A 20,854-nucleotide genomic window follows, 5' to 3' on the forward strand; every position below is an offset into this window, starting at 1 on the left:
GCGCGGCGGGGGTGTTTAGGCGGCAGCCTTGGGCGGGATCTGCGCCACCCATTCGCGCGGCGCCATCGGGAAGCCCAGGCGCTCGCGGCTGTCGTAGTAGCTCTGCGCCACGGCGCGCGCGAGGTTGCGGATGCGGCCGATGTAGGCTGCGCGCTCGGTCACGCTGATGGCACCACGCGCATCGAGCAGGTTGAAGGTGTGGCCGGCCTTGAGCACTTGCTCATAGGCGGGCAAGGCCAGCTGCTGCTCCATCAGCAGCTTGGCCTGCTTTTCATGGGCGCCAAAGGCCTGGAACAGAAACTCCGCATCGGAATGCTCGAAGTTGTAGGTGGACTGCTCCACCTCGTTCTGGTGGTAGACATCGCCATAGGTCAGGCCATCGGTCCACTGCAGGTTGTAGACGTTGTCCACGCCTTGCAGGTACATGGCCAGGCGCTCCAGACCGTAGGTGATCTCGCCGGTCGCGGGCTTGCAATCGATACCGCCCACTTGCTGGAAATAGGTGAACTGCGTCACTTCCATGCCGTTGAGCCAGACTTCCCAACCCAGGCCCCAGGCGCCCAGGGTCGGGTTTTCCCAGTCGTCCTCGACAAAGCGGATGTCGTTCTTCTTCAGGTCAAAGCCCAGCGCTTCGAGCGAGCCCAGGTACAGATCGAGGATGTTGGCAGGCGCGGGCTTGAGCACCACCTGGAACTGGTAGTAGTGCTGCAGGCGGTTGGGGTTCTCGCCATAGCGGCCATCCTTGGGGCGGCGGCTGGGCTGCACATAAGCGGCTTTCCAGGGCTCGGGGCCGATGGCGCGCAGGAAGGTGGCGGTGTGCGAGGTACCTGCACCCACCTCCATGTCATAAGGTTGCAATAGCGCGCAGCCCTGGTCGGCCCAGTACTGCTGCAGCTTCAAAATGATTTGTTGGAAATTCAACATGGAGAGTCTGGTGGTGGACGCAGCCTGCTGCTGGCGGCCCGCGAAGTGGGCGCGCAGCGACAAGATCGGACTGCATGCATGCCTTGCTGCCTGTCTGCACCAGCAAAGCGGTCAAAAACATTTGATTTTAGTGCTTTCAGCCGCCCCATGGGCGGCGATAGCCGAGCGCATCAGGGGCCAGAACCACCAAGCACTATGTTTTAACAAGCTTGCAAGGTGTTGGTGCCGCGCCTGCGCTGCATCAGCGATCTCATTTTGATAGCACAGCGGCCACTATTCAACCGCCAAAAGAAAAGCGCCCGAAGGCGCTTTGTCAGAGGGGACCCGTGGGCTCCGGGCCGATCAGGCCGCTTCCCAGCGCTTGAGCACCAGGCAGGCATTGGTGCCGCCAAAGCCAAAGCTGTTGGACAGCACCTGCTTCAACTCGGCCACGCGTGCCTTGGTGACCAGGGGCATATCGCCCACGGCGGGATCGGGATGGTCCACATTGGCCGAGCCGGCGATGAAGCCCTTCATCAGCATGATGAGGCTGTAGATGGCTTCCTGCACACCGGTGGCGCCCTGCGAGTGGCCGGTCAGCGACTTGGTCGACGAGAACGGCGGAATGCGGTCGCCAAACACCTTGCGGATTGCGTGCAGCTCAGGCACATCGCCCACCGGGGTGGAGGTGCCATGGGTGTTGATGTAGTCGATCGGTGCGTCCAGGCCTTCGATGGCCTGGGCCATTGCGGCGATAGCGCCTTCGCCCGACGGGGCCACCATGTCTTCGCCATCCGACGAGATGCCGAAACCGACGATCTCACCCAGGATGGTGGCGCCACGGGCCTGGGCATGCTCCAGGCTTTCGAGCACCAGGGCACCGCCGCCGCCGGCAATGACAAAACCATCACGGTCGGTATCGTAGGGACGGGAGGCCTTGGTCGGGTCGTCGTTGAACTTGCTGGACATCGCGCCCATGCCATCGAACAGGATGGCCAGGCCCCAGGACAGCTCTTCGCCGCCACCGGCAAACATCACGTCCTGCATGCCCCAGGAGATCTGCTGGGCGGCTGCGCCCACGCAGTGCGCCGAGGTCGAGCAGGCCGAGGTGATCGAGTAGTTGATGCCCTTGATCTTGAAATTGGTCGCCAGGTTGGCCGACACGGTCGAGCCCATGCAGCGCGTGACCTGGTAAGGGCCAACGCGGCGAATGCCTTTTTCACGCAGGGTATCGGCCGCTTCGATCTGGTTGGCCGGCGAGCCGCCGCCCGAGCCCATGATCAATCCGGTACGCGGGTGGCTGATTTGTTCGGGTGACAGGCCTGCCTGGGCAATCGCTTGCTGCAAGGAGATCTGTGCGTAGGCGGCAGCATCTCCCATGAAGCGCAGTTGCTTGCGATCAATGAAGTCTTCGACATTGATGCGCGGAATGCCAGCGACCTGGCTGCGCAGGCCCATTTCCTTGAACACCGGCATGTGATCGATGCCGGAGCGGCCTTCGCGCAGCGAAGTCTCCACGGCCTCCAGCCCCACACCGATACAGGAGACGATGCCGGCTCCTGTAATAACCACCCGACGCTTCATGCTGCGTTTTCCTTGCCGTCGCCCTCGCGCAGGAACAACCCCACACGCAGGTCATTGGCGACATAGATTTCCTTGCCGTCGGCGAGCAATCGTGCATCGCCAATGGCCATGTTCAGTTTGCGCTTGATCACGCGCTTGATGTCGATTTCGTAGGTTACCAGCTTCACGTCGGGGCCGACTTCGCCGGTGAACTTAACCTCACCGGCACCCAGGGCGCGGCCGCGACCTGGCAGGCGCAGCCAGGTCAGGTAAAAACCGATCAGTTGCCACATGGCGTCCAGGCCCAGGCAGCCAGGCATCACGGGATCGCCCTGGAAGTGGCACTTGAAGAACCACAGATCCGGGTTAACGTCCAGCTCGGCCACAATTTTTCCCAGCCCGTGCGCGCCGCCGTTTTCGCTGATTTCAGTGATGCGATCGAACATCAGCATCGGCGGCAGTGGCAAACGGCCACTTTCAGGGGTAAACAACTTGCCCTCACCGGAGGCGATCAGTTGTTCATAGGAAAAAGATTCAGCCATTGTCAGTCCAACTTCTGGTGGCGGTCACTCCGCCGCATTTCTCTGATGGTGCCCAGGCACCACTACCTGCAGGTACGCATTATCCCGCTTCTGGGCCTGAACGTGCGAGACAAAGCCGTGAACCGCGCTGTGCTTTGTGCACAAAATCCAGGCGATCTGCGTTTTTTAACAGCAATTACATTTGCCAGTGGCGGGCGTCTTGGCCATGCCGGTATGGCGCACAGCCCAGGCTGCCGCTGTCATCTGCTGGTAATTTGTCTGCTTAAGCTGGCATCTGCACCAGGCGCACAGCGCCTGGTTTTCAGCGCCGGCGACCCAGCCAGGCCCCCAGCACGACCAGCAAACCCAGGCCCCACAGCGGCCAAAGACCCCAGCGGCCCGCCCACTGGGCAAACCAGGTGGGGCCAGCATCCACCCCCTGCACCTGCGCTTGCAGCACGGCGCGGCTTTGGTGCGGCAGAATCTGCTGCACCACGCCGGCCCGGTCGATCACCGCCGTGGCACCGGTGTTGGTGGCCCGCAGCATGGGCCGCGCCAGCTCCAGGGTCCGCATGCGGCTGATCTGCAAATGCTGGTCGATCGCAATCGAATCGCCAAACCAGGCGATATTGCTGGCATTGACCATGATCGTCGGCGATTGCGCGCTGTCCACAAAGCGGCTGGCCAGCTCCTCGCCAAACAAATCCTCGTAGCAGATATTGGGTGCCCAGCGCTCACCCGCCCAGCCCAGCGAGGGCTGGTTCATGCCGCCCCGGTTGAAATCGCCCAGCGGGATCTGCATCAAATCGGTGAACCAGCGGAACATCGGCGGAATGAACTCGCCAAACGGCACCAGGTGGTGCTTGTCGTAGCGGTAGGCCTCGGCACTGCCGGGCACCAGGCCGACCATGGAATTGGTATAGCCCTGCTCAAAATCGCCCAGCGGCACACCGACCAGCGCCGCCTGCTGGCCGCTGGCAAAGCGCTGCTGCAGCTCTTGCCAGTAGCCATGCGGGGTTTGCTGCAGCAGCACGGGGATGGCCGTCTCCGGCGCAATCACCATGTCCGCCTGGCTTTGCTGCAGCTGCTGGGAGTACCAGGCCAGCGCCATCGGAATGCCAGAGCTGGCCTGGAACTTCTCGCCCTGCGAGATATTGCCTTGCAGCAACGCCACCGATACCGGTTTGTTGGGCGCCGCCACCACCGAGGCCTGGGGCAGGCGCTGGGCCAGCCAAAGCACCCCGGCCACTGCCAGCAGCGCGACATAGCCCGGCCAACGCGCCACATGCGCAGCACGCAGACCGGCCAGCCACATCGCAGCAGCCGATGCGACCGCGCCAATGCCGTAAACGCCTATCCAGGGCGCCAGGCTGGCCAGTGGGCCATCGACATGGGCATAGCCGCCGGCACCCCAGGGGAAACCGGTCCACCACTGGCCACGCGCGAGCTCGGCCAGCAACCACAGCGCGGCAAACAGCAGCATGGCGCCGCTCAGGCGCTCACTGCGCCAGGCCACAAAAAGGCCGCAGACAACGGCGTAGTACAGCCCCAGAAATGCCGCCAGCCCCAGCACCGCCAGAACGGCCAGCGGCGCTGGCAGGCCGCCATAGGTGTGCATGGAGATGAACAGCCACCAGAAGGTGGCGCAAAGCCAGGCACAGGCAAAGGCCCAGCCGATCAGCACCCCATGCCAGGGCCGTTGCACGCGCAAGAGTGCTGCGGGCAGCACCGCCAGCGACAGCAGCTGCAGCCACCACAGCGGCTGGCCATAGCTGCCAGGAAAACCATCGCTATGCCAGGGCCAGGCCAGGGACCAGGCTTGCAAGACCCCGGCGACCAGTGCCAGGCAGGCCCACAGCCAGGGAAAGCGGCGGGGGGATTCAAAGGAGGAAAAAGAAGAATAGGAAGCGGGCACAGGTCAATCAGGGTTTGGCAGGGGGAGAACCACCGCGCGCTCTTCAGGCACGGCCGCTGGGCGCACTATACGCGATCCCCCTCTGTAGCGGGCAGGCGTTCAGAGCCCAAGGACAGCGCGCGATGACGCCCGGCAACAGCCGATAGAAATTAGCAAATGCGGCAAATCAGCTACAAAAGAGAATGCATTTGAGAACAATTATCGATTGCAATATAAAATTACAAACTAGTTACCCGTCACTCACGTTCTTACCCTCTCCCTCCCCAACACCATGCAATACGCACGCTACACCCCGGTGGTCCACGCCGTTCTGCTGGCCATTGGCGCGATCGGCTTTGCGGCCCCAGCGCTGGCACAAACCGCCGACACCACTGAAGCCGCGACAGCCAATGCCAAGGCCGACGCCCCCAGCACCACGTTGGAGACTGTGACCGTCATCGGCTCGGTCAACGATCTGCAAAGCCTGGACTTCTACGCGCCCAACTCCAGCGCTGTGCTGCAAAAAGACCAGATCGACGCCCTGGGTGCCCGCAAGCTGGACCAGGCCCTGCAGTACCAGGCCGGTGTGGTCAGCGAGCCCTTTGGCGCGGACAACAAGGTCGAGTGGTTCAAGATCCGTGGCTTTGACGCCTCGGTGTCGCTGGACGGCACCCCCACCTCGCCCAATGGCTACTTTGTCTGGAAGCCCGAAATCTTTGGCGTGGAAACGGTGGAAGTCGTCAAGGGCGCCAACTCGCTCGTCTTTGGCGCATCCGAGTCCGGCGGCGTCGTCAACCTGGTGACCAAGCGCCCCAAGAAGGAACGCGCACTGCAGCTGAACACCGAAGTCGGCAACCAAAAGCGCCTGGGCGCTGGCATCGACTACAACGACATCGCCAATGCCGATGGCACCGTGTACTACCGCCTGGTCGCACAAGCACGCCGCGAAGACGGCATGCAGCGCGAAACCAATATGAAGAGCTACTACCTGGCGCCCAGCGTCACGATGGAGTTCACGCCCCAAACCTCGCTGACCCTGCTGGGCAGCGTGCAGCGCGAAGATGGCCGCCCCACCAACGGCTTCCTGCCCGCCTACGGCACCATCACCGATACGCCTTATGGCCGCATTGACCGCCGCCTCAACGCGGGCGAGCCGGGTGTGGACCACCTCAAGCGCACCCAGTCCAGCCTGGGCTGGCTGCTGAGCCACCAGATCAACAGCGACTGGAAGTTCAGCCAGAACTACAAGTACACCCACCTCGATCTGGACCAGGTCAACACCTTTGCCTATGGCTCGGACGGTGACCGCACGCTGTCGCGCGGCTACACCTACACCGATGGCACCTCCAAGAGCCATTACCTGGACAACCGCATCACCGGCAAGCTCAAGCTGTCCGACAGCATCCAGCTGCTGCCCACCTTCGGTATCGACTACCTCAAGTCCGACACCGATGGCCTGAACAACGGCTTCGGTTTCGTGCCGGGCCTGGACATGTTCAACCCCGTCTACGGCGCGCCTTTCGACATCACCGGCACGCCTTATGGCCTGCACTCCAAGCAGTGGGGCGCCTATGCCTCCACCCAGCTGCGCGTGGGCAGCCACTGGAACTTCAACGCCGGCTTCCGCCATGACAAAGCCAAGAACACGGGTTCGGTCAGCGGCTCCGACGCCGCCTACGACGTGAGCAAGAACAGCGTCAACCTGGGCGCGATGTACATCACCGACTTCGGTGTCTCGCCCTACATCAGCTATTCGGAATCCTTCAAGCCCATCGCCGGTGTGGACAGCCAAGGCGTGACCTACAAGCCCTACGAAGGCAAGCAAAGCGAAATCGGCTTGAAGATGGAGCCCACCTGGCTCAACGGCACCCTGACCCTCGCCTACTTTGACATCAAGGAAAAGAACGCGCTGATCTCGGACGCCTCCAACATCCAGACCCAATCGGGCAAGCGCACCAACAAGGGCATCGAGCTGCAAGGCGACTTCAAGCTGGGCGCGGCGACTGCCATCAAGGCGGCCTACACGCACAACAATTCCAAGCAGGACATCTCGACCACGCAGACCGTGCGCACGCCGCTGATCCCGGACAACCAGGTCAGCCTGTGGCTGAGCCACAGCCTGAGCCTGGCCAACAGCCAGAAGCTGACGGTGGCCGCCGGTGCCCGCTACAACGGCCAGACCGAAGACCAGCGCTACAGCCCCGGCAAGCGTATCTCCGGCTACACCTTGCTGGACCTGATGGTGCGCTACGACCTGAGCCGCGAATGGGCACTGCAACTCAATGCCCGCAACCTGACCGACAAAACCTATGTCAGCGGCTGTGACTTCTACTGCTACTACGGCGGTGGCCGCACCGTGGACGTGCAACTGCAGTACCAGTGGAAGTAAGCCACTAAGATTGAATGCATAGTGCCAGTGCTGCGGGCCGCGCCCGTAGCACTGGATTGGCTTCTTCTCTGTCTTTCTCTCCATGACGACTTCTTCCGGCAGTGCCGCCCCCTCTGCCGCCGACACCGGACCCGCGCAGTGGTCCGTTCGTGCTTTGCTGACGGTCGTTTTTCTGGGCCTCACCGCCGGGGTGCAGATGAGCGACTATGGCCTGCAGGCCATCTCGCTGTCGGCCATCCAGAAAAGCTTTGCAATCAGCGATGCCGCCATTGGCGCGCTGCAGGGCCTCGCCGGTGTGCTGGTGGGCAGTGCGCTGGCGATACCGCTGGCGCGGTTTGCCGACCGTTTCTCGCGCAAGCGCGTGCTGCTCTGCCTGATTGCCGCCTCCACCGCGATGATGGTGCTGAGCGCGCTGGCACCCAACTTCCCCCTCTTCTTCCTGGGCCGCTCGGCCGCCGGCATCACCGAGTTTGCGATGGTGCCGCTGGTCTACTCGATGATCCCCGATCTGGCACCGCAGCGCCACCGCGTGCTGGCCAACCTGGGTTTTGCGGCGCTCGTCTCCAGCGGCGCCAGCGCCGGCTTTTATTTTGCCGGTGATATCCAGAGCGCGGCCGTTGCGCTGATTCCCGGCGACATGGATGCCTGGCGCAAGGCCTTCATGCTGCTGTCGGTCGCCGGCCTGCCCTTGCTGCTGGCGGGCCTGTTCACCGCCGATCCACCGCGCTACATCGCCAGCAGCGATGGCGCCAGCGGTGCCTCGCTGCGCCAGTTTCTGCGTGCGCGTTGGCAGTCCATTGGCCTCTTTGTCGGCATTGCCGGCAGCCTGATGATTGCCGTGCAAGGCCTCAACCAGCTGATCGCCTTGGCGCTGGAGCGCCGCTTTGAGGCCACGCCCGCCCATATTGGCGAGGTGATGGGCCCGATCCTGCTGGTCAGCACCCTGGGTTGCCTGCCCGTGGTGGCCTGGCTGGACCGCTGGCTGGCCCGGCGCCTGGGCCAGGCGGTGCGCCCGCTCATCATGGGCGTCTGCGCGCTGCTGGCCATCCCGGCCATCCTGATGCTGTTCTCCACTGCATCGCTGCCGCAGGCCTTTGTGGTGGTGGGGCTCTTCCTCTTCATCACCTGCACCGCCAATGCGCTGGTGCCGACCATGCTGCAGGACCTCACCCCCGCCGCCTTGCGCGCCCGCATCTTTGCACTGTGGAGCTTTGTGGTCTCGGTGTTCAGCGCGCTGGGCCCGCTGTTGGCGGGCTTTATCTCCACCTGGGTGGTGCAGGGCCATTTGCTCAGCGCCATCTCGGTCACGGCCGTGCCGGCGCTGCTGGTGTCGGCCTGGTGCGCCTGGGGACTGTTTCAACGCAGCCGCCCCCAGGCGGGTCAGGCGATCTAAACGGCTGGCGGCTTGCCGGCCGTTGCGCAGTGCTGGGCAAAAGCCCAGAGGCGCGCCGCCTGGCCAAACACGCTCTCCTGCTGGTCGCTTTCCTGGTGGCCGCTGTCCGGGTTCAGCAGCAGCAGGGCGGGCGCCGCGCTGGTGGAGCGGCGGCGCACATTGGCCATCAGCTTGGCCGGCTCCCAGTACGGCACGCGGTCATCCTTCAAGCCCGCCGTGCACAGCAGCGGCGGGTAGGCCGCCTCGCGCACGTTCTCGTAGGGCGACAGCGCAGCCATGTAGTCATAGGCCACCGGGTCAGCCAGCGGATCACCCCAGTCCGGGCGCAGCAGCGGTACCAGCGGGTGGTCGGCATCGCTCATGGTGTTGAGCATGTCCACAAACGGCACCTGCGCAATCACACCCGCCCATTGCTGGGGCTGCATGTTCATCGCGCCGCAGACCAGCAGCCCGCCGGCCGATATGCCCTGCGCCACCATCTGCTGCGGCGTGCTGTAACCCAGCTGCTGCAAATGCTGGGCGCACGCGATGAAGTCGGTCATCGAGTTGCGCTTGTGCTCGCGACAGCCGCCCTGGTACCAGTCATGGCCCTTCTCTGAGCCACCCCGCACATGGGCGATCGCATAGCGGTAGCCGGCATCGACCCAGGCCAGCGCCGGCAGCGAGAACGAGGCCTCGTGCGCAATGCCGTAGGCGCCATAGCCGGTCAGCAGCAGCGGCTGGGGCTGGCTGGCATCGATGTCCTTGCGCGAGAGCACCGTCAGCGGCACCCACTGGCCGTCATCGGCACGGGCCTGCAGGCGCTCGATGCGGTAGTTGGCCGGGTCCAGCCCGCTCCAGGTCTCGCGGCCCATCTCGGTCATCTGGCCGTCTGCCAGGCGGATGTCCAGCCAGCGCGGCGGCTGGGCCGGCGTCTGGTGCTTGATGCGCACATGGCTGGCATCCCAGTGCTGGCCGGGCAGCAGGTCCAGGCTGTAGGCGGCATCGTCAAAGCGGATCGAGGTTTCTGTCCCGTCGCGCTGCAGCAGCACCAGCTGGTGCAGGCCATCGACTCTCTCCAGCCGCACCAGGGTGCTGGCAAAGGGCTGCATCTTGATGATGGGTACGCCATGGCGGTGCGCGGCCAGGGTTTGCTGGGGCTGCAGGTGCGCAGGGTCGAGCCGCAGGATCTGGCGGTCCGTGGCGCCACCGGCATTGGTCAGCGCCACCAGGCTGCCATTCCATTCATTGACCTCATAGCGGATGCCACGCTCGCGCGGGCGCAGCACGCGGGGCGCAGCATGCTCCTGGCCGGCAGCAATCAGGCGCACCTCGCTGGTGTCCGGCCCGAACAGGCTCAGCACCACAAAGCCATTGGCCGCCGTGCGCACCACGCGCATGAAGAGCGCCGGGTCGGCCTCCTCATGCACCAGCACCGGCTGCCCGCCCTGCAGCGCGCTGCGGTAGAGGCGCGATGGCCGGCTGTGCGCATCGCGCCAGATCCAGAACAGATCCTGCGACGACGGCGAAAAAGTCAGGCCGCCATAGCCAAAGGCGTCGCTCTCCACCAGCACCTGGGTCTGGCCGGTGTGGGTGTCGAGCACGCAGATGCGGTGGCGGTCATTGCCGATCAGGTCCTCGGCCCAGGCGTAGTAGCGGTCGTCCGGGCTGGCCTGGTGGTCGGTCGCGCGGTAGTACACATGGCCTTGCGATTGCACGGCCTCGTCGACCAGGGTCTGCACCCGGCCATCCGAATGGCTGCGCACAAACACCCGCTGGCCGCCCGCCCCGGGCTGGCTGCTATAGGCCCAGCCTTGCAGTGCGGCAGGCGGCGCCAGCTCGGTGCTGCAGACATGGGCGGCCATCGCATCGTAAAAGTGCTGCGCCGGTGCGGCCAGCGGCGCCAGCATCTGCTGCGCATACTGGCGCTCGGCCTGCAGCAGGCTGCCCAAGGGCTCGGGCAGGTTGTCCATGCTGCGCGTGCCAGTCTCGGGGATGTACTTCAGCCAGGCAAAGTCATCATTGCGCCGGCGGCCCAGCTGTTCAATCCAGTGGTCTTGGGGCGCCGCATGCGGGGCGGCCAGGGCGGGCCAAACCGGCTGGGCTGCCGTGGCGGCAGGGTCAGCGGCAGGCGCCGGGGTGGGGGCGTGTGGAATCGTGGGCATGGAGCAGCATTTTAGGGAGGCTGCGCTACAGCCCTGCCCATAAGGCCAAACACCGGGCAGACCCAGCGAGCGGCCATAAAAAATGGCAGCGAACCGGGATTCGCTGCCATGGTTTGCCGCCCTGCTGCAGGCGGTATGGACGCCTATGCGGCGCGGACTCAAGCGTCTGCGGCCGGGTCCGATACCGGTGCGGCCCGCTGCACGCGGAACCAGCGCACGGCGCCGCCCTTGGTCAGCAGCACCTCAAAGTGCAGGCCGCCCAGCATGATGTGGGCGCCGCGCTTGGGCACATGGCCCAGCTCGTGGGCAATCAGGCCGCCGATGGTTTCAAACGACTCATCGGGGTCGCTGCTCTCCAGCACCACGTTGAACTCGTCGGCGACCCGCTCCACAGGCGTATCGCCCGAGATGCGGAAGGTGTCATCGGCCAGCGCAAAGATGTCGCCCTCGTCTTCGGGCAGATCGAACTCGTCCTCGATCTCGCCGACGATCTGTTCGAGCACGTCTTCAATCGTGACCAGGCCGGCCACACGGCCGAACTCATCGATGACGATGGCCAGATGGTTGCGGTTGCCCCGGAACTCGCGCAGCAGGTCGTTGAGGCCCTTGCTCTCGGGCACAAACACTGCCGGGCGCAGAAGCGCACGCAGATTGAGTTGGGGAGAACGTTGCAGCTTGAGCAGGTCCTTGGCCATCAGGATGCCAATAATGTTTTCCTGCTCGCCCTGGAACACCGGGAATCGCGAATGCGCGGTGTTGATGACGGTGTGCAGCACCGACTCGTAATCGGCTTCGATGTCGACCAGGTCCATGCGTGGTGCGGCCACCATCACATCGCCTGCGGTCATGTCTTCCATGCGGATGACCCGCTCCAGCATCACGCGGGAGTCGGCGTTGATGACATCGTTGCTTTCGGCTTCCGCCAGGGTTTCGATCAACTCGTCCGGAGAGTCCGGGGCCGGGTGAATCAGTTCGACGACCTTCTGCAAAAAGGTCTTTTTATCTTCCTTGTCAGGGAAGCGCGAGGGATGGGGGTCTGACACTGTCTTGGAATGCAGGACGTGCGGTAGTGAAACAAGCGATCAGCATAACGGATTGCGGATTTCCTCCGAAATCGCTGCCCAATCCTTGAGCAACTTCAGAGACAAACCTGGCGCTTACTGGCCCGACTTGTGCCGGCCGTCCTGAACATCGCGGCGCACTTCCTGCACCGTCGACAGGAAATGCCAGAACTGGCGCGCCTGCTTTTTGAACTGGTAGTCCATCTCGCCCATATGGTCCTCGACCAGATCGGCCATGCGCGTGTCAAAGCCCGCGGGTGGCAGCTTCAGGTAGGCCTCAGATTCCGAGCCATCGCGCTCCACCGTGGCACCGGCCTTGCGGGCGATCTTCAGCATCGCGGTGTTCTCGGACAGTGCATGGATGAACAGCATCTGCACGCCTTTGGTGCGGGCGTCCATCGCGGCGCGCTCGAACAAGCGGCTGCCCAGGCCCTTGCCACGGCCGGACTTGAGCACGGAGACGCCAAACTCGGCGCAGCTGGCCATGTTCGACGACGGCGGCGCATAGGCCACATGGGCCATCGCAATCAGCTTGAGGCTGCGGTTGTAGATGCCAAAGATCTCGTCACGCTCGAAGTTGAGGCCGTCCACATAGCGCTCGATCTGCGCATCGCTGGCCTGGTAGCCAAAGCGCAGATAGCGGTCCTGCGCGTCGAGGCCCAGCAGATGGGCGAGGATGCGCGGGCGGTGACGCTCACTGAGGGCACGGATAGGAACCATGGAGGCGGAAGGTCGTGGCTTCTTGCCGTCGGGCTGCTGCGGGCTCTCGCCCAACCGGCCAAAGAAGGGGAAAAACGCCATCATGCCGTTGGCAACGGATGAAGGGAACCATTCTTTCGTCGTGATCATTTGGGAAATATACGGGTTAACCCGCGTATTATCAATCATGCTGCGATGCAGCATATTTCGTGCCTATGGCTTACCCTCGGCTTACAAAGGGTATTCAGCGCCCGCAGCCATGCGGCTTTGCGCCGGGGGCCGGCACTTGTGCATGTGGTTTTTGGGGCCAGCGAGCGGCCGCGCGATTGCAGCGCGGTTTGCGCTGGCGCAACATCGGGTGTTGCTTAGACCCCAGGTAACACCGGCAGCGCTGTGGTGAGCTTGACACGGTCCAGCACAAAGCTGGTCTTGCAATCCTGCACGGCGGGGTGGCGCAGCAAGGTGTCCATCACAAAGCGGCTGTAGTGCGCCATATCGGCGACGACCACGCGCAGCAGATAATCCATGTCCCCGGTCAGGGCCACGCATTCCACCACCTCGGGCCAGCTTTGCACGCTGGCGCGGAAGAGATCGAGCGGGTTGCGCTTGCTCGCCTCGGTGAACTTCTCCAGCCGCACATTGAGGTAGGCCGTCATCGACAGGCCCACGGCCTCGGGCTTGACCAGGGCCACATAGCGCTCGATGACGCCCACCTCTTCGAGGCGCTTGACCCGGCGCAGCACGGCGCTGGACGACAGGCCCACCTGCTCGCCCACGACGTCATAGGTCTCGCGGCCGTTGTGCTGCAGGCGCTGCAGGATGGCACGGTCGAGCTTGTCCAGGGGGTAGGCAGAGGTGGTCATGGCAGAGGTCCGGGTGGTTTTGCTGCACCGCAGCAGCGCGACACAACAGGATCACGCAATTTTAATGCTTGATTTTTAGCAAGATCACATTAATCAAGCTATACAGGCCATACAGCTGGGATAAATCGCCAAAATGCTGCGCGTCAAGGCCGGTACAGTGGAGCCAAAGCAGCCAGCCCATGCTGGCAACACCAGAGACGATCCACAGGAGACCTGCGATGACAGCCGCCATCCCCCACCAGACCACAGAATTCACGACCTGGGACAACCCCATGGGCACCGACGGCTTCGAGTTCATCGAATACGCCGCACCCGATCCCGTCGCGATGGGCAAGGTGTTTACCGCCATGGGCTTCAAGCCTGTTGCGCGCCACCGCCACAAGAACGTGACTCTGTACCGCCAGGGCGAGATCAACTTCATCATCAACGCCGAGCCTGACAGCTTTGCCCAGCGCTTTGCCCGCCTGCATGGCCCCAGCGTCTGCGCCATCGCCTTCCGCGTGCAGGATGCCAAGGCCGCCTACGAGCGCGCCCTCGGCCTGGGCGCCTGGGGCTATGCTGGCCAGGCCGGCCCGGGCGAGCTGAACATCCCCGCGATCAAGGGCATTGGCGACAGCCTGATCTACCTGGTAGACCGCTGGCGCGGCAAGAACGGCGCCCAAGCCGGTGATATCGGCAACATCGGCTTTTTCGATGTGGACTTCGAGCCGCTGCCGGGCGTCAGCGCGGAAGAAGCCCTGAACCCACACGGCCATGGCCTGACCTATATCGACCACCTGACCCACAACGTACACCGTGGCCGCATGGACGAATGGGCGGGCTTCTACGAGCGCCTGTTCAACTTCCGCGAGATCAAGTATTTCGACATCGAAGGCCAGGTCACCGGCGTCAAGAGCAAGGCCATGACCAGCCCCTGCGGCAAGATCCGCATCCCCATCAACGAAGAGGGCAAGGAAAAGGCCGGCCAGATCCAGGAGTACCTGGACATGTACAACGGCGAAGGCATCCAGCACATCGCGATGGGCTCGGACAACCTCTACGAAACGGTGGACCAGCTGCGTGCCGGCGGCGTCAAGCTGCTCGACACCATCGACACCTACTACGAGCTGGTGGACAAGCGCCTGCCCGACCATGGCGAAGACGTGGCCGAGCTGAAAAAGCGCAAGATCCTGATCGATGGCACCGGCCAGAAACTGCTGCTGCAGATCTTCAGCGAAAACCAGCTGGGCCCCATCTTCTTCGAGTTCATCCAGCGCAAGGGCGACGATGGCTTTGGCAATGGCAACTTCAAGGCGCTGTTTGAAAGCATTGAGCTCGATCAGATGCGCCGTGGGGTGCTATAGGAAAAATTGAACGGCTGCGGCTTTGATATTCCTCAATTTGCCATGCGGCCTCTCTATACTGCGGAGCAATTTATCAATCTGGAAACAATTGTGAAACGCTCCGTCTTCCTCGCCGCCGCCCTGTCGGGTTTCATGTTGGCTGCCAGCGCGCAGAACGCCAGCCAACCACTGACCTTTGTGGTTCCCTACCCAGCCGGCGGCCCGCTGGACACCTCGGCCCACCTGCTGGCCCAGGGCGCTGAAAAGCAACTCGGCGCCATCACGGTGGCCAACAAGCCAGGCGCCGGCGGTGCCACAGGCGCAGCCCTGGTGGCCCATGCCAAGCCGCAAGAGAACATGGTGCTGATGGGCGCGGTAGCCACGCATGCGGTGCTGCCCTACCTGGGCACACCACCGCAGTACGACGCACAGAAGGACTTCAAGCCGCTGATCCTGGTGGCGCGCGTGCCCAACGTGCTGGTGATGAAGAAGAGCCGCGCCGAACAGCTGGGCATCAACACCACCTCGGAGATGGTCACCTATATCAAGGGCCACCCTGGTACCTTGAAGATGGGCTCGGGCGGCAACGGCAGTATCGGCCACATCTCGGGCGAGATGCTCAAGTCGCTGGCCAATCTGCAGATGCCCAGCGTGCCCTATGCCGGTGCAGCACCGGCCCAAAAGGCGCTGCTGAGCGGTGAGATCGATGTGGTGTTTGACAACCTGGCCTCGGCCCTGCCGCTGATCAAGTCCGGCGAGCTGCTGGCCTTGGCGGTGACCACCTCGGACCGCAATGTGGCCCTGCCCCAGGTGCCGCCGGTGAACGAGTCGGTGCCCGGCTTTGATGTATCCACCTGGTTTGGCGTGTTTGCACCTGCCAGCCTGCCCGACCAGGAAGCGCAAAAGTACGCCTTCGCCTTCCAGGGCGCGCTGACCGATCCGCGTTTCAAGGCCGAGTACCTGAAGATGGGCATTGCCCCCGAAGACATGCGCCTCAAGGAGCTGTCGTACTTTGTATCGCAGGAAGCACGCAAGTTTCAGTTTCTGATCAACACGATCAAGATCAAGACCAACTGAGCGCCTGCAGTCCCTCAACTGCGGGTGCCCGGCTGGTCCTATAAGAGCCGGTAACACGACCCAGCAAACCGAAGGTTTGCGGTTGAGACTAGGCGTCAAGCCGCAGGCAGTACAAGCGTACGACAAGGCTTGGCAACGACGTATCAAGGGTTGTGTTGGCGGCTCCACAACATTAGGAGCACAGCATGGGACAAGCACCCGTAGTTTATGGACAATCGGATCGCCCTCCCCGCGGCGACTACAGCCGCGCGCAGGACGACTACACCTGCGCGCAAGACTACGCCGCCTACACCGAGGCCGACCACGACACCTACCGGCGCCTGTATGCGCGTCAAAAGGCCTTGCTGCCGGGGCTGGCGAGCCAGGCCTTCATCGATGCGCTGCCCTCGCTGGGCGTTGAAGACCGCATCCCCTGTTTTGAAGACATCAACCAGCGCCTGCGCCAGGCGACAGGCTGGGAGATCGTCGCCGTGCCCGGCCTGATCCCCGAGGTGCCTTTTTTCAGCCTGCTGGCCAACCGTAAATTCCCGGTCACCGACTGGATCCGCAAGCCCGAAGAGTTCGACTATGTGGTCGAGCCCGATATCTTCCACGACCTGTTCGGCCATGTGCCCTTGCTGTTCAACCCGGTGATTGCCGACTATGTGCAGCGCTACGGCCAGGGCGGCCTCAAGGCCGAGCGCCTGGGCGCCTGCGAGATGCTGAGCCGCCTGTACTGGTACACCATCGAGTTCGGCCTGATCCGCGAGCAAGGGGAGATCCGCGCCTATGGCGCTGGCATCCTGAGCTCATCGGGCGAGCTGCAGCACGCGGTGACCAGCCCACTGCCGCAGCGCCTGCCGCTGTCGCTGGAGCGCACCATGCGCACCCGCTACAAGATCGACAGCTACCAGCAGACCTATTTCGTCATCGACGATTTCCAGCAGCTGTTTGACATGACCGAAGGCGACTTCACCCCCGTGTATGCCGCATTGCGCGGCCTGCCGGAGCTGGCGGCAGACGCGCACGACTGATAGTTGTGCGCGCCGCTCAGCGGTAGCGCTTGCAGGTATGGGAGGGCAGCTCGGCAAACAGCGCCTTGTACTCCTGCGCAAAGCGGCCAAAGTGCCAGAAGCCCCAGGCCAGCGCCGCGTCGGAGACGCTGCTGCCCTGCTTGATGGCGCGGCGTGCGCCATTGAGGCGCACGGCGCGCAGATAGCTTTGCGGCGAGATGCCCAGCACCTCCTGGAACGAGTACTGCAAGGCCCGGCGGCTCACCGCCAGCGCCTGGCACAGGTCCTCCACCGTCAATGAGCCATCGGCGCCCGTCGCCACCACCCGCTCCCGCGCCATGCTGACGATATGCGCGCGCCGCTGGTAAGACAGCTGCTCATCTGCCTCGCTGCCCACCCCATCGCGCAGCACGGCGGCAATCGCGGCCAGCACATCGCCGGCCATCTCTTCCAACTGCTGGGGCGGCAGCGCCTCGGGCGCCGTCTGCGCCAGGCACTGCTGCATGTCGGACAGCAGAATCGGCAGGCGCCAGCGCTCATGGGCCGAGACCGGCCGCAGATGCGGCTGCGCCAGCTGGGCCTGCAACTGCTCGCGCTCGCTGGCGGTCAGATAGGGGTCGAGGCTGCCCTGTTCCACAACAAAATCGATGATCTCCAGACCACCCGGCGAAACAAACTCAAACGGGCCATCGCCCGAAAACACAATCGCATGCCCTTCGCTGCAGGAGCGGTTGCAGAACATGGTGTTGCCCGGAATGCTGCTGGGCAGCCCGATGGCCAACTGCCCCGCACGCAATGCCCCGGTCTGGTGCAAGGCCTGGCTGGAGAACTCGCGCCAGGCCTGGATGGGCCCCAGGTGCAGGCTGGTCACCCGGCCCTCAAAGCTGCCGGCCGACAGCTGCTCGTAGCGCTGGTTCCAGCCCTGCAGCAAGGCCGCCTGCTCGTCCACATCACAGGTCTGCGCCACCTGTGCGGCCGGGGCGCCTACAGTCGCGCAGCGCTCAGCATGGCGGCTGCTCAGCGCGGGCGATGGACAAGGGGCGCTCAAGGACATGGAGGCGCAATGGCGTGGCGAGGCATACAGGCATGGTCATGCAAAAAGCGGACCAAGGTCAACCCAGCCTTCCCCTTAGCCAGATTTGCCGAAATCGGATAGAGCCCGGCCCGCATTCTTGCCACCATCGGGGACACCACAGACAACAAGGCAGGCCATGGCCCAAACCCCTAACCCCGCAGGCACCAGCGCCGCGCAGCCCAGCAACTATTTCGAGCAGCGCCAGCTGCGGCGTGGCGCCGCCGGCTGGCTGCTGCTGGTGGGCCTGGGCGTGGCCTATGTCATCTCGGGCGACTATGCCGGCTGGAACTTCGGCCTCAAGACCGGCGGCTGGGGCGGCCTGCTGGTGGCCTCGGCGCTGATGGCGACGATGTACACCTGCATGTGCTTTGCGCTGGCCGAGCTGGCCACCATCGCCCCCACTGCCGGCGGCGGCTACGGCTTTGCCCGGCGCGCCTTTGGTCCCTGGGGCGGCTTTCTCTGCGGCGTCGCCATCCTGATGGAATACGCGATTGCACCGGCGGCCATCGCCACCTTCATTGGCGCCTACTGCCAGTCGCTGTTCGGCATCGATGGCTGGATGGTCTACCTGGGCTTTTATGCCGTCTTTCTGGGCATCCACATCTATGGCGCCGGTGAGGCCCTGCGCCTAATCTTTGCCGTCACCGCGCTGGCGGTCGTTGCGCTGGTGGTCTTCATCGTCGCGATGGTGCCGCATTTCCAGGTCAGCAACCTGTTCGACATCGCCCCCACTGACGCCTGGGGCGCCAGCCAGTTCCTGCCCTTTGGCTACCTGGGCATCTGGGCCTGCATTCCTTATGGCATCTGGTTCTTTCTGGCGGTAGAAGGAGTGCCGCTGGCGGCCGAAGAAGCGCAGGATCCGCGCCGCGATCTGCCCAGGGGCCTGATCGGCGCCATCGTCGTGCTGGTGCTGTTCTGCGGCCTGATCCTAGTGCTGGCACCGGGCGGCGCCGGTGCTGCAGCCTTGATGAACTCGGGCAACCCGCTGGTCGAAGCGCTGGAATCCAGCAAGGTGCTGGGTGGCCCCAGCTGGATCAGCCGCTTCGTGAACTTTGTCGGCCTGGCCGGGCTGATTGCGAGTTTCTTCTCGATCATCTACGGCTACTCGCGCCTGGTGTTTGCGATGTCCCGCGCGGGTTACCTGCCCCGGGGTTTGTCGTTGACCACGCAGCGCAAGACCCCCTACCTCGCGCTGCTGGTGCCCGGCGCCATCGGCTTTGCGCTGTCGCTCAGCGGCCAGGGCGATCTGCTGATCCTCGTCGCGGTGTTTGGCGCCACGATCTCCTACGTGATGATGATGGCCTCGCACATCTGGCTGCGCATCAAGGAGCCGCATCTGCCCCGCGCCTACCGCACGCCGGGCGGTGTGTTCACCTCGGGCATCGCGCTGGTGCTGGCCTGCATCGCCGTGGTGGCGGGGTTCTTGGTAGACCCTCGGGTTCTCATTGGCGCCCTCATCGTTTACGCTGTCTTCGTAGCCTACTTTGCGCTGTACAGCCGCCACCACCTGGTGGCAGACGCCCCCGGCGAAACCACACCCTGAGGAAGCGCTGCAACCATGCCCCATTCCCATACCGTTGGCGCCGAGCGCCATGTGTTTGCATCGCTGCGTGAGCTGATGGCCAAGGCTACGCCAGCCCGCTCGGGCGACAACCTGGCGGGGGTCGCGGCCCGCCATGACACCGAGCGCGTTGCCGCGCAGATGGCGCTGGCCGATCTGCCGTTGGCCCAGTTTCTGCAAGAGGCGCTGGTACCCTATGAAAGCGACGAGGTCACCCGCCTCATCCTCGACAGCCATGACCGGGCCGCCTTTGCCCCGGTGGCGCACCTGACCGTGGGCGGCTTTCGCGACTGGCTGCTGTCCGATGCCGCCAACGAGGCGAGCTTGAGTGCACTGGCGCCCGGCCTGACCCCGGAGATGGTGGCCGCCACCTCCAAGCTCTGCCGCAACCAGGACCTGGTCCTGATCGCGCAGAAGTGCCGCGTCGTCACCCGCTTTCGCAACACCATCGGCCTGGCCGGCCGCATGTCCACCCGCCTGCAGCCCAACCACCCCACCGATGACCCTTCGGGCATTGCCGCCAGCCTGCTCGACGGCCTGATGTATGGCAATGGCGATGCCGTCATCGGCATCAACCCGGCCAGCGACAGCATTGCCGCCGTCAGCACCTTGCTCTACATGCTCGACGAGGCGATCCAGCAATACCAGATCCCCACCCAGTCCTGCGTGCTCACCCATGTGACCACCAGCATCGAGGCCATCGAGCGGGGCGTGCCGGTGGACCTGGTGTTCCAGTCCATCGCCGGCACCCAGGCCGCCAACCGCAGTTTTGGCCTGGACCTGGCCCTGCTGCAGGAAGGCTATGACGCGGCCCAGAGCCTGGCGCGCGGCACGGTCGGCAACAACGCCATGTACTTTGAAACCGGCCAGGGCAGCGCGCTGTCGGCCGGCGCCAACCATGGGCTGGACCAGCAGACCTGCGAGGCGCGCGCCTATGCGGTGGCGCGCAAGTTCCAGCCGCTGCTGGTCAACACCGTGGTCGGCTTCATCGGGCCCGAGTACCTTTACGACGGCAAGCAGATCATCCGCGCCGGGCTGGAAGACCATTTCTGCGGCAAGCTGCTGGGCCTGCCGATGGGCTGCGACATTTGCTACACCAACCATGCCCAGGCCGACCAGAACGACATGGATGTGCTGCTGACCTTGTTTGGCGTGGCCGGCATCAACTTCATCATGGGCATTCCGGGCTCGGACGACATCATGCTGAACTACCAGACTACGTCCTTCCACGATGCGCTCTACCTGCGCAAGACCCTGGGCCTGCGGCCCACGCCCGAGTTCGAGGCCTGGCTGCAGACCATGGGCATCACCCAGGCCGGCGGCCCAGGGTTGCGCCTGGTCCAGGACCTGCCCGCCCCCTTTTCGCAAGCGCTGGCCCAGCTCCATTGACGTTCGCC

General features: G+C 64.0%; 16 protein-coding genes. 7 read left to right on the forward strand and 9 right to left on the reverse strand.

Annotation, left to right across the window (positions count from 1 at the left end; genetic code table 11):
- Positions 1-15: 15 nt before the first annotated feature.
- The 4 genes from glyQ to lnt form a co-directional block, all read right to left on the reverse strand.
- Positions 16-924, reverse strand: a complete 909-nt coding sequence (gene glyQ, locus EDF71_RS02340; RefSeq protein ID WP_116926715.1) for a glycine--tRNA ligase subunit alpha — start codon at positions 922-924, stop codon at positions 16-18.
- 342 nt (positions 925-1,266) lie between these two features.
- The gene (gene fabB / locus EDF71_RS02345) at positions 1,267-2,487 is read right to left on the reverse strand and encodes a beta-ketoacyl-ACP synthase I (RefSeq protein ID WP_133855040.1); all 1,221 of its coding nucleotides are present in this window, start codon (positions 2,485-2,487) and stop codon (positions 1,267-1,269) included.
- The gene (fabA, locus tag EDF71_RS02350) at positions 2,484-3,014 is read right to left on the reverse strand and encodes a bifunctional 3-hydroxydecanoyl-ACP dehydratase/trans-2-decenoyl-ACP isomerase (RefSeq protein WP_208300988.1); all 531 of its coding nucleotides are present in this window, start codon (positions 3,012-3,014) and stop codon (positions 2,484-2,486) included. Before fabA ends, fabB begins: the two co-directional genes overlap by 4 nt.
- 295 nt (positions 3,015-3,309) lie before the next feature.
- Positions 3,310-4,845 (reverse strand): apolipoprotein N-acyltransferase, encoded by a 1,536-nt coding sequence (gene lnt / locus EDF71_RS02355; RefSeq protein ID WP_243854155.1) that lies wholly within the window; start codon positions 4,843-4,845, stop codon positions 3,310-3,312.
- A 328-nt stretch (positions 4,846-5,173) separates the two neighbouring features.
- On the opposite strand from lnt, the gene EDF71_RS02360 reads away from it, so the two are divergent.
- Complete coding sequence (locus EDF71_RS02360; protein ID WP_133855043.1) at positions 5,174-7,270, forward strand: TonB-dependent siderophore receptor; 2,097 nt, start codon at positions 5,174-5,176, stop codon at positions 7,268-7,270.
- 82 nt (positions 7,271-7,352) lie between these two features.
- Positions 7,353-8,663, forward strand: coding sequence for an MFS transporter (locus tag EDF71_RS02365; protein ID WP_133855044.1), 1,311 nt, complete (start codon positions 7,353-7,355; stop codon positions 8,661-8,663).
- Here EDF71_RS02365 and EDF71_RS02370 read toward each other — a convergent pair.
- The 4 genes from EDF71_RS02370 to EDF71_RS02385 all read right to left on the reverse strand — a co-directional run bounded on the left by EDF71_RS02370 (position 8,660) and on the right by EDF71_RS02385 (position 13,430).
- A complete protein-coding gene (locus tag EDF71_RS02370) occupies positions 8,660-10,807 on the reverse strand; it encodes a prolyl oligopeptidase family serine peptidase (RefSeq protein WP_133855045.1) in 2,148 nt (715 codons plus the stop codon). The genes EDF71_RS02365 and EDF71_RS02370 overlap by 4 nt on opposite strands.
- Positions 10,808-10,965: 158 nt before the next feature.
- On the reverse strand, positions 10,966-11,850 hold the full coding sequence (locus EDF71_RS02375) for a transporter associated domain-containing protein (protein WP_133855046.1): 885 nt from the start codon (positions 11,848-11,850) through the stop codon (positions 10,966-10,968).
- Positions 11,851-11,964: 114 nt separating this feature from the next.
- A complete protein-coding gene (locus tag EDF71_RS02380; protein WP_133855047.1) occupies positions 11,965-12,717 on the reverse strand; it encodes a GNAT family N-acetyltransferase in 753 nt (250 codons plus the stop codon).
- A gap of 215 nt (positions 12,718-12,932) precedes the next feature.
- Complete coding sequence (locus EDF71_RS02385; RefSeq protein ID WP_021028762.1) at positions 12,933-13,430, reverse strand: Lrp/AsnC family transcriptional regulator; 498 nt, start codon at positions 13,428-13,430, stop codon at positions 12,933-12,935.
- Between the two features lie 218 nt (positions 13,431-13,648).
- Here EDF71_RS02385 and hppD point away from each other — a divergent pair, with 218 nt between their 5' ends.
- The 3 genes from hppD to phhA all read left to right on the forward strand — a co-directional run bounded on the left by hppD (position 13,649) and on the right by phhA (position 16,842).
- The gene (hppD, locus tag EDF71_RS02390) at positions 13,649-14,773 is read left to right on the forward strand and encodes a 4-hydroxyphenylpyruvate dioxygenase (RefSeq protein WP_116926630.1); all 1,125 of its coding nucleotides are present in this window, start codon (positions 13,649-13,651) and stop codon (positions 14,771-14,773) included.
- Positions 14,774-14,863: 90 nt separating this feature from the next.
- On the forward strand, positions 14,864-15,829 hold the full coding sequence (locus EDF71_RS02395) for a tripartite tricarboxylate transporter substrate binding protein (protein WP_347876657.1): 966 nt from the start codon (positions 14,864-14,866) through the stop codon (positions 15,827-15,829).
- A 185-nt stretch (positions 15,830-16,014) separates the two neighbouring features.
- Positions 16,015-16,842, forward strand: coding sequence for a phenylalanine 4-monooxygenase (phhA, locus tag EDF71_RS02400; RefSeq protein WP_133855048.1), 828 nt, complete (start codon positions 16,015-16,017; stop codon positions 16,840-16,842).
- Positions 16,843-16,858: 16 nt separating this feature from the next.
- Here phhA and EDF71_RS02405 read toward each other — a convergent pair whose 3' ends face one another.
- The gene (locus EDF71_RS02405; protein ID WP_133855049.1) at positions 16,859-17,875 is read right to left on the reverse strand and encodes a helix-turn-helix domain-containing protein; all 1,017 of its coding nucleotides are present in this window, start codon (positions 17,873-17,875) and stop codon (positions 16,859-16,861) included.
- A gap of 157 nt (positions 17,876-18,032) precedes the next feature.
- Between EDF71_RS02405 and eat the strand changes: the two genes are divergently transcribed.
- Both eat and EDF71_RS02415 read left to right on the forward strand, forming a co-directional pair.
- On the forward strand, positions 18,033-19,439 hold the full coding sequence (gene eat, locus EDF71_RS02410) for an ethanolamine permease (RefSeq protein ID WP_133855050.1): 1,407 nt from the start codon (positions 18,033-18,035) through the stop codon (positions 19,437-19,439).
- Positions 19,440-19,454: 15 nt separating this feature from the next.
- Complete coding sequence (locus EDF71_RS02415) at positions 19,455-20,846, forward strand: ethanolamine ammonia-lyase subunit EutB (protein ID WP_133855051.1); 1,392 nt, start codon at positions 19,455-19,457, stop codon at positions 20,844-20,846.
- Positions 20,847-20,854: the final 8 nt, after the last annotated feature.

The organism is Comamonas sp. JUb58 (genome assembly GCF_004364775.1).
Classification (GTDB): domain Bacteria; phylum Pseudomonadota; class Gammaproteobacteria; order Burkholderiales; family Burkholderiaceae_C; genus Comamonas.

What these genes read in the sequence shown, in the direction of transcription:
- eat (WP_133855050.1), top strand. Translation starts at nt 18,033, where the DNA reads ATGGCCCAAACCCCTAACCCCGCAGGCACCAGCGCCGCGCAGCCCAGC.
- hppD (WP_116926630.1), top strand. Translation starts at nt 13,649, where the DNA reads ATGACAGCCGCCATCCCCCACCAGACCACAGAATTCACGACCTGGGAC.
- EDF71_RS02415 (WP_133855051.1), top strand. Translation starts at nt 19,455, where the DNA reads ATGCCCCATTCCCATACCGTTGGCGCCGAGCGCCATGTGTTTGCATCG.
- EDF71_RS02380 (WP_133855047.1), bottom strand. Translation starts at nt 12,717, where the DNA reads ATGATCACGACGAAAGAATGGTTCCCTTCATCCGTTGCCAACGGCATG.
- EDF71_RS02370 (WP_133855045.1), bottom strand. Translation starts at nt 10,807, where the DNA reads ATGCCCACGATTCCACACGCCCCCACCCCGGCGCCTGCCGCTGACCCT.
- EDF71_RS02365 (WP_133855044.1), top strand. Translation starts at nt 7,353, where the DNA reads ATGACGACTTCTTCCGGCAGTGCCGCCCCCTCTGCCGCCGACACCGGA.
- phhA (WP_133855048.1), top strand. Translation starts at nt 16,015, where the DNA reads ATGGGACAAGCACCCGTAGTTTATGGACAATCGGATCGCCCTCCCCGC.
- glyQ (WP_116926715.1), bottom strand. Translation starts at nt 924, where the DNA reads ATGTTGAATTTCCAACAAATCATTTTGAAGCTGCAGCAGTACTGGGCC.
- EDF71_RS02405 (WP_133855049.1), bottom strand. Translation starts at nt 17,875, where the DNA reads ATGTCCTTGAGCGCCCCTTGTCCATCGCCCGCGCTGAGCAGCCGCCAT.
- EDF71_RS02360 (WP_133855043.1), top strand. Translation starts at nt 5,174, where the DNA reads ATGCAATACGCACGCTACACCCCGGTGGTCCACGCCGTTCTGCTGGCC.
- EDF71_RS02385 (WP_021028762.1), bottom strand. Translation starts at nt 13,430, where the DNA reads ATGACCACCTCTGCCTACCCCCTGGACAAGCTCGACCGTGCCATCCTG.
- fabB (WP_133855040.1), bottom strand. Translation starts at nt 2,487, where the DNA reads ATGAAGCGTCGGGTGGTTATTACAGGAGCCGGCATCGTCTCCTGTATC.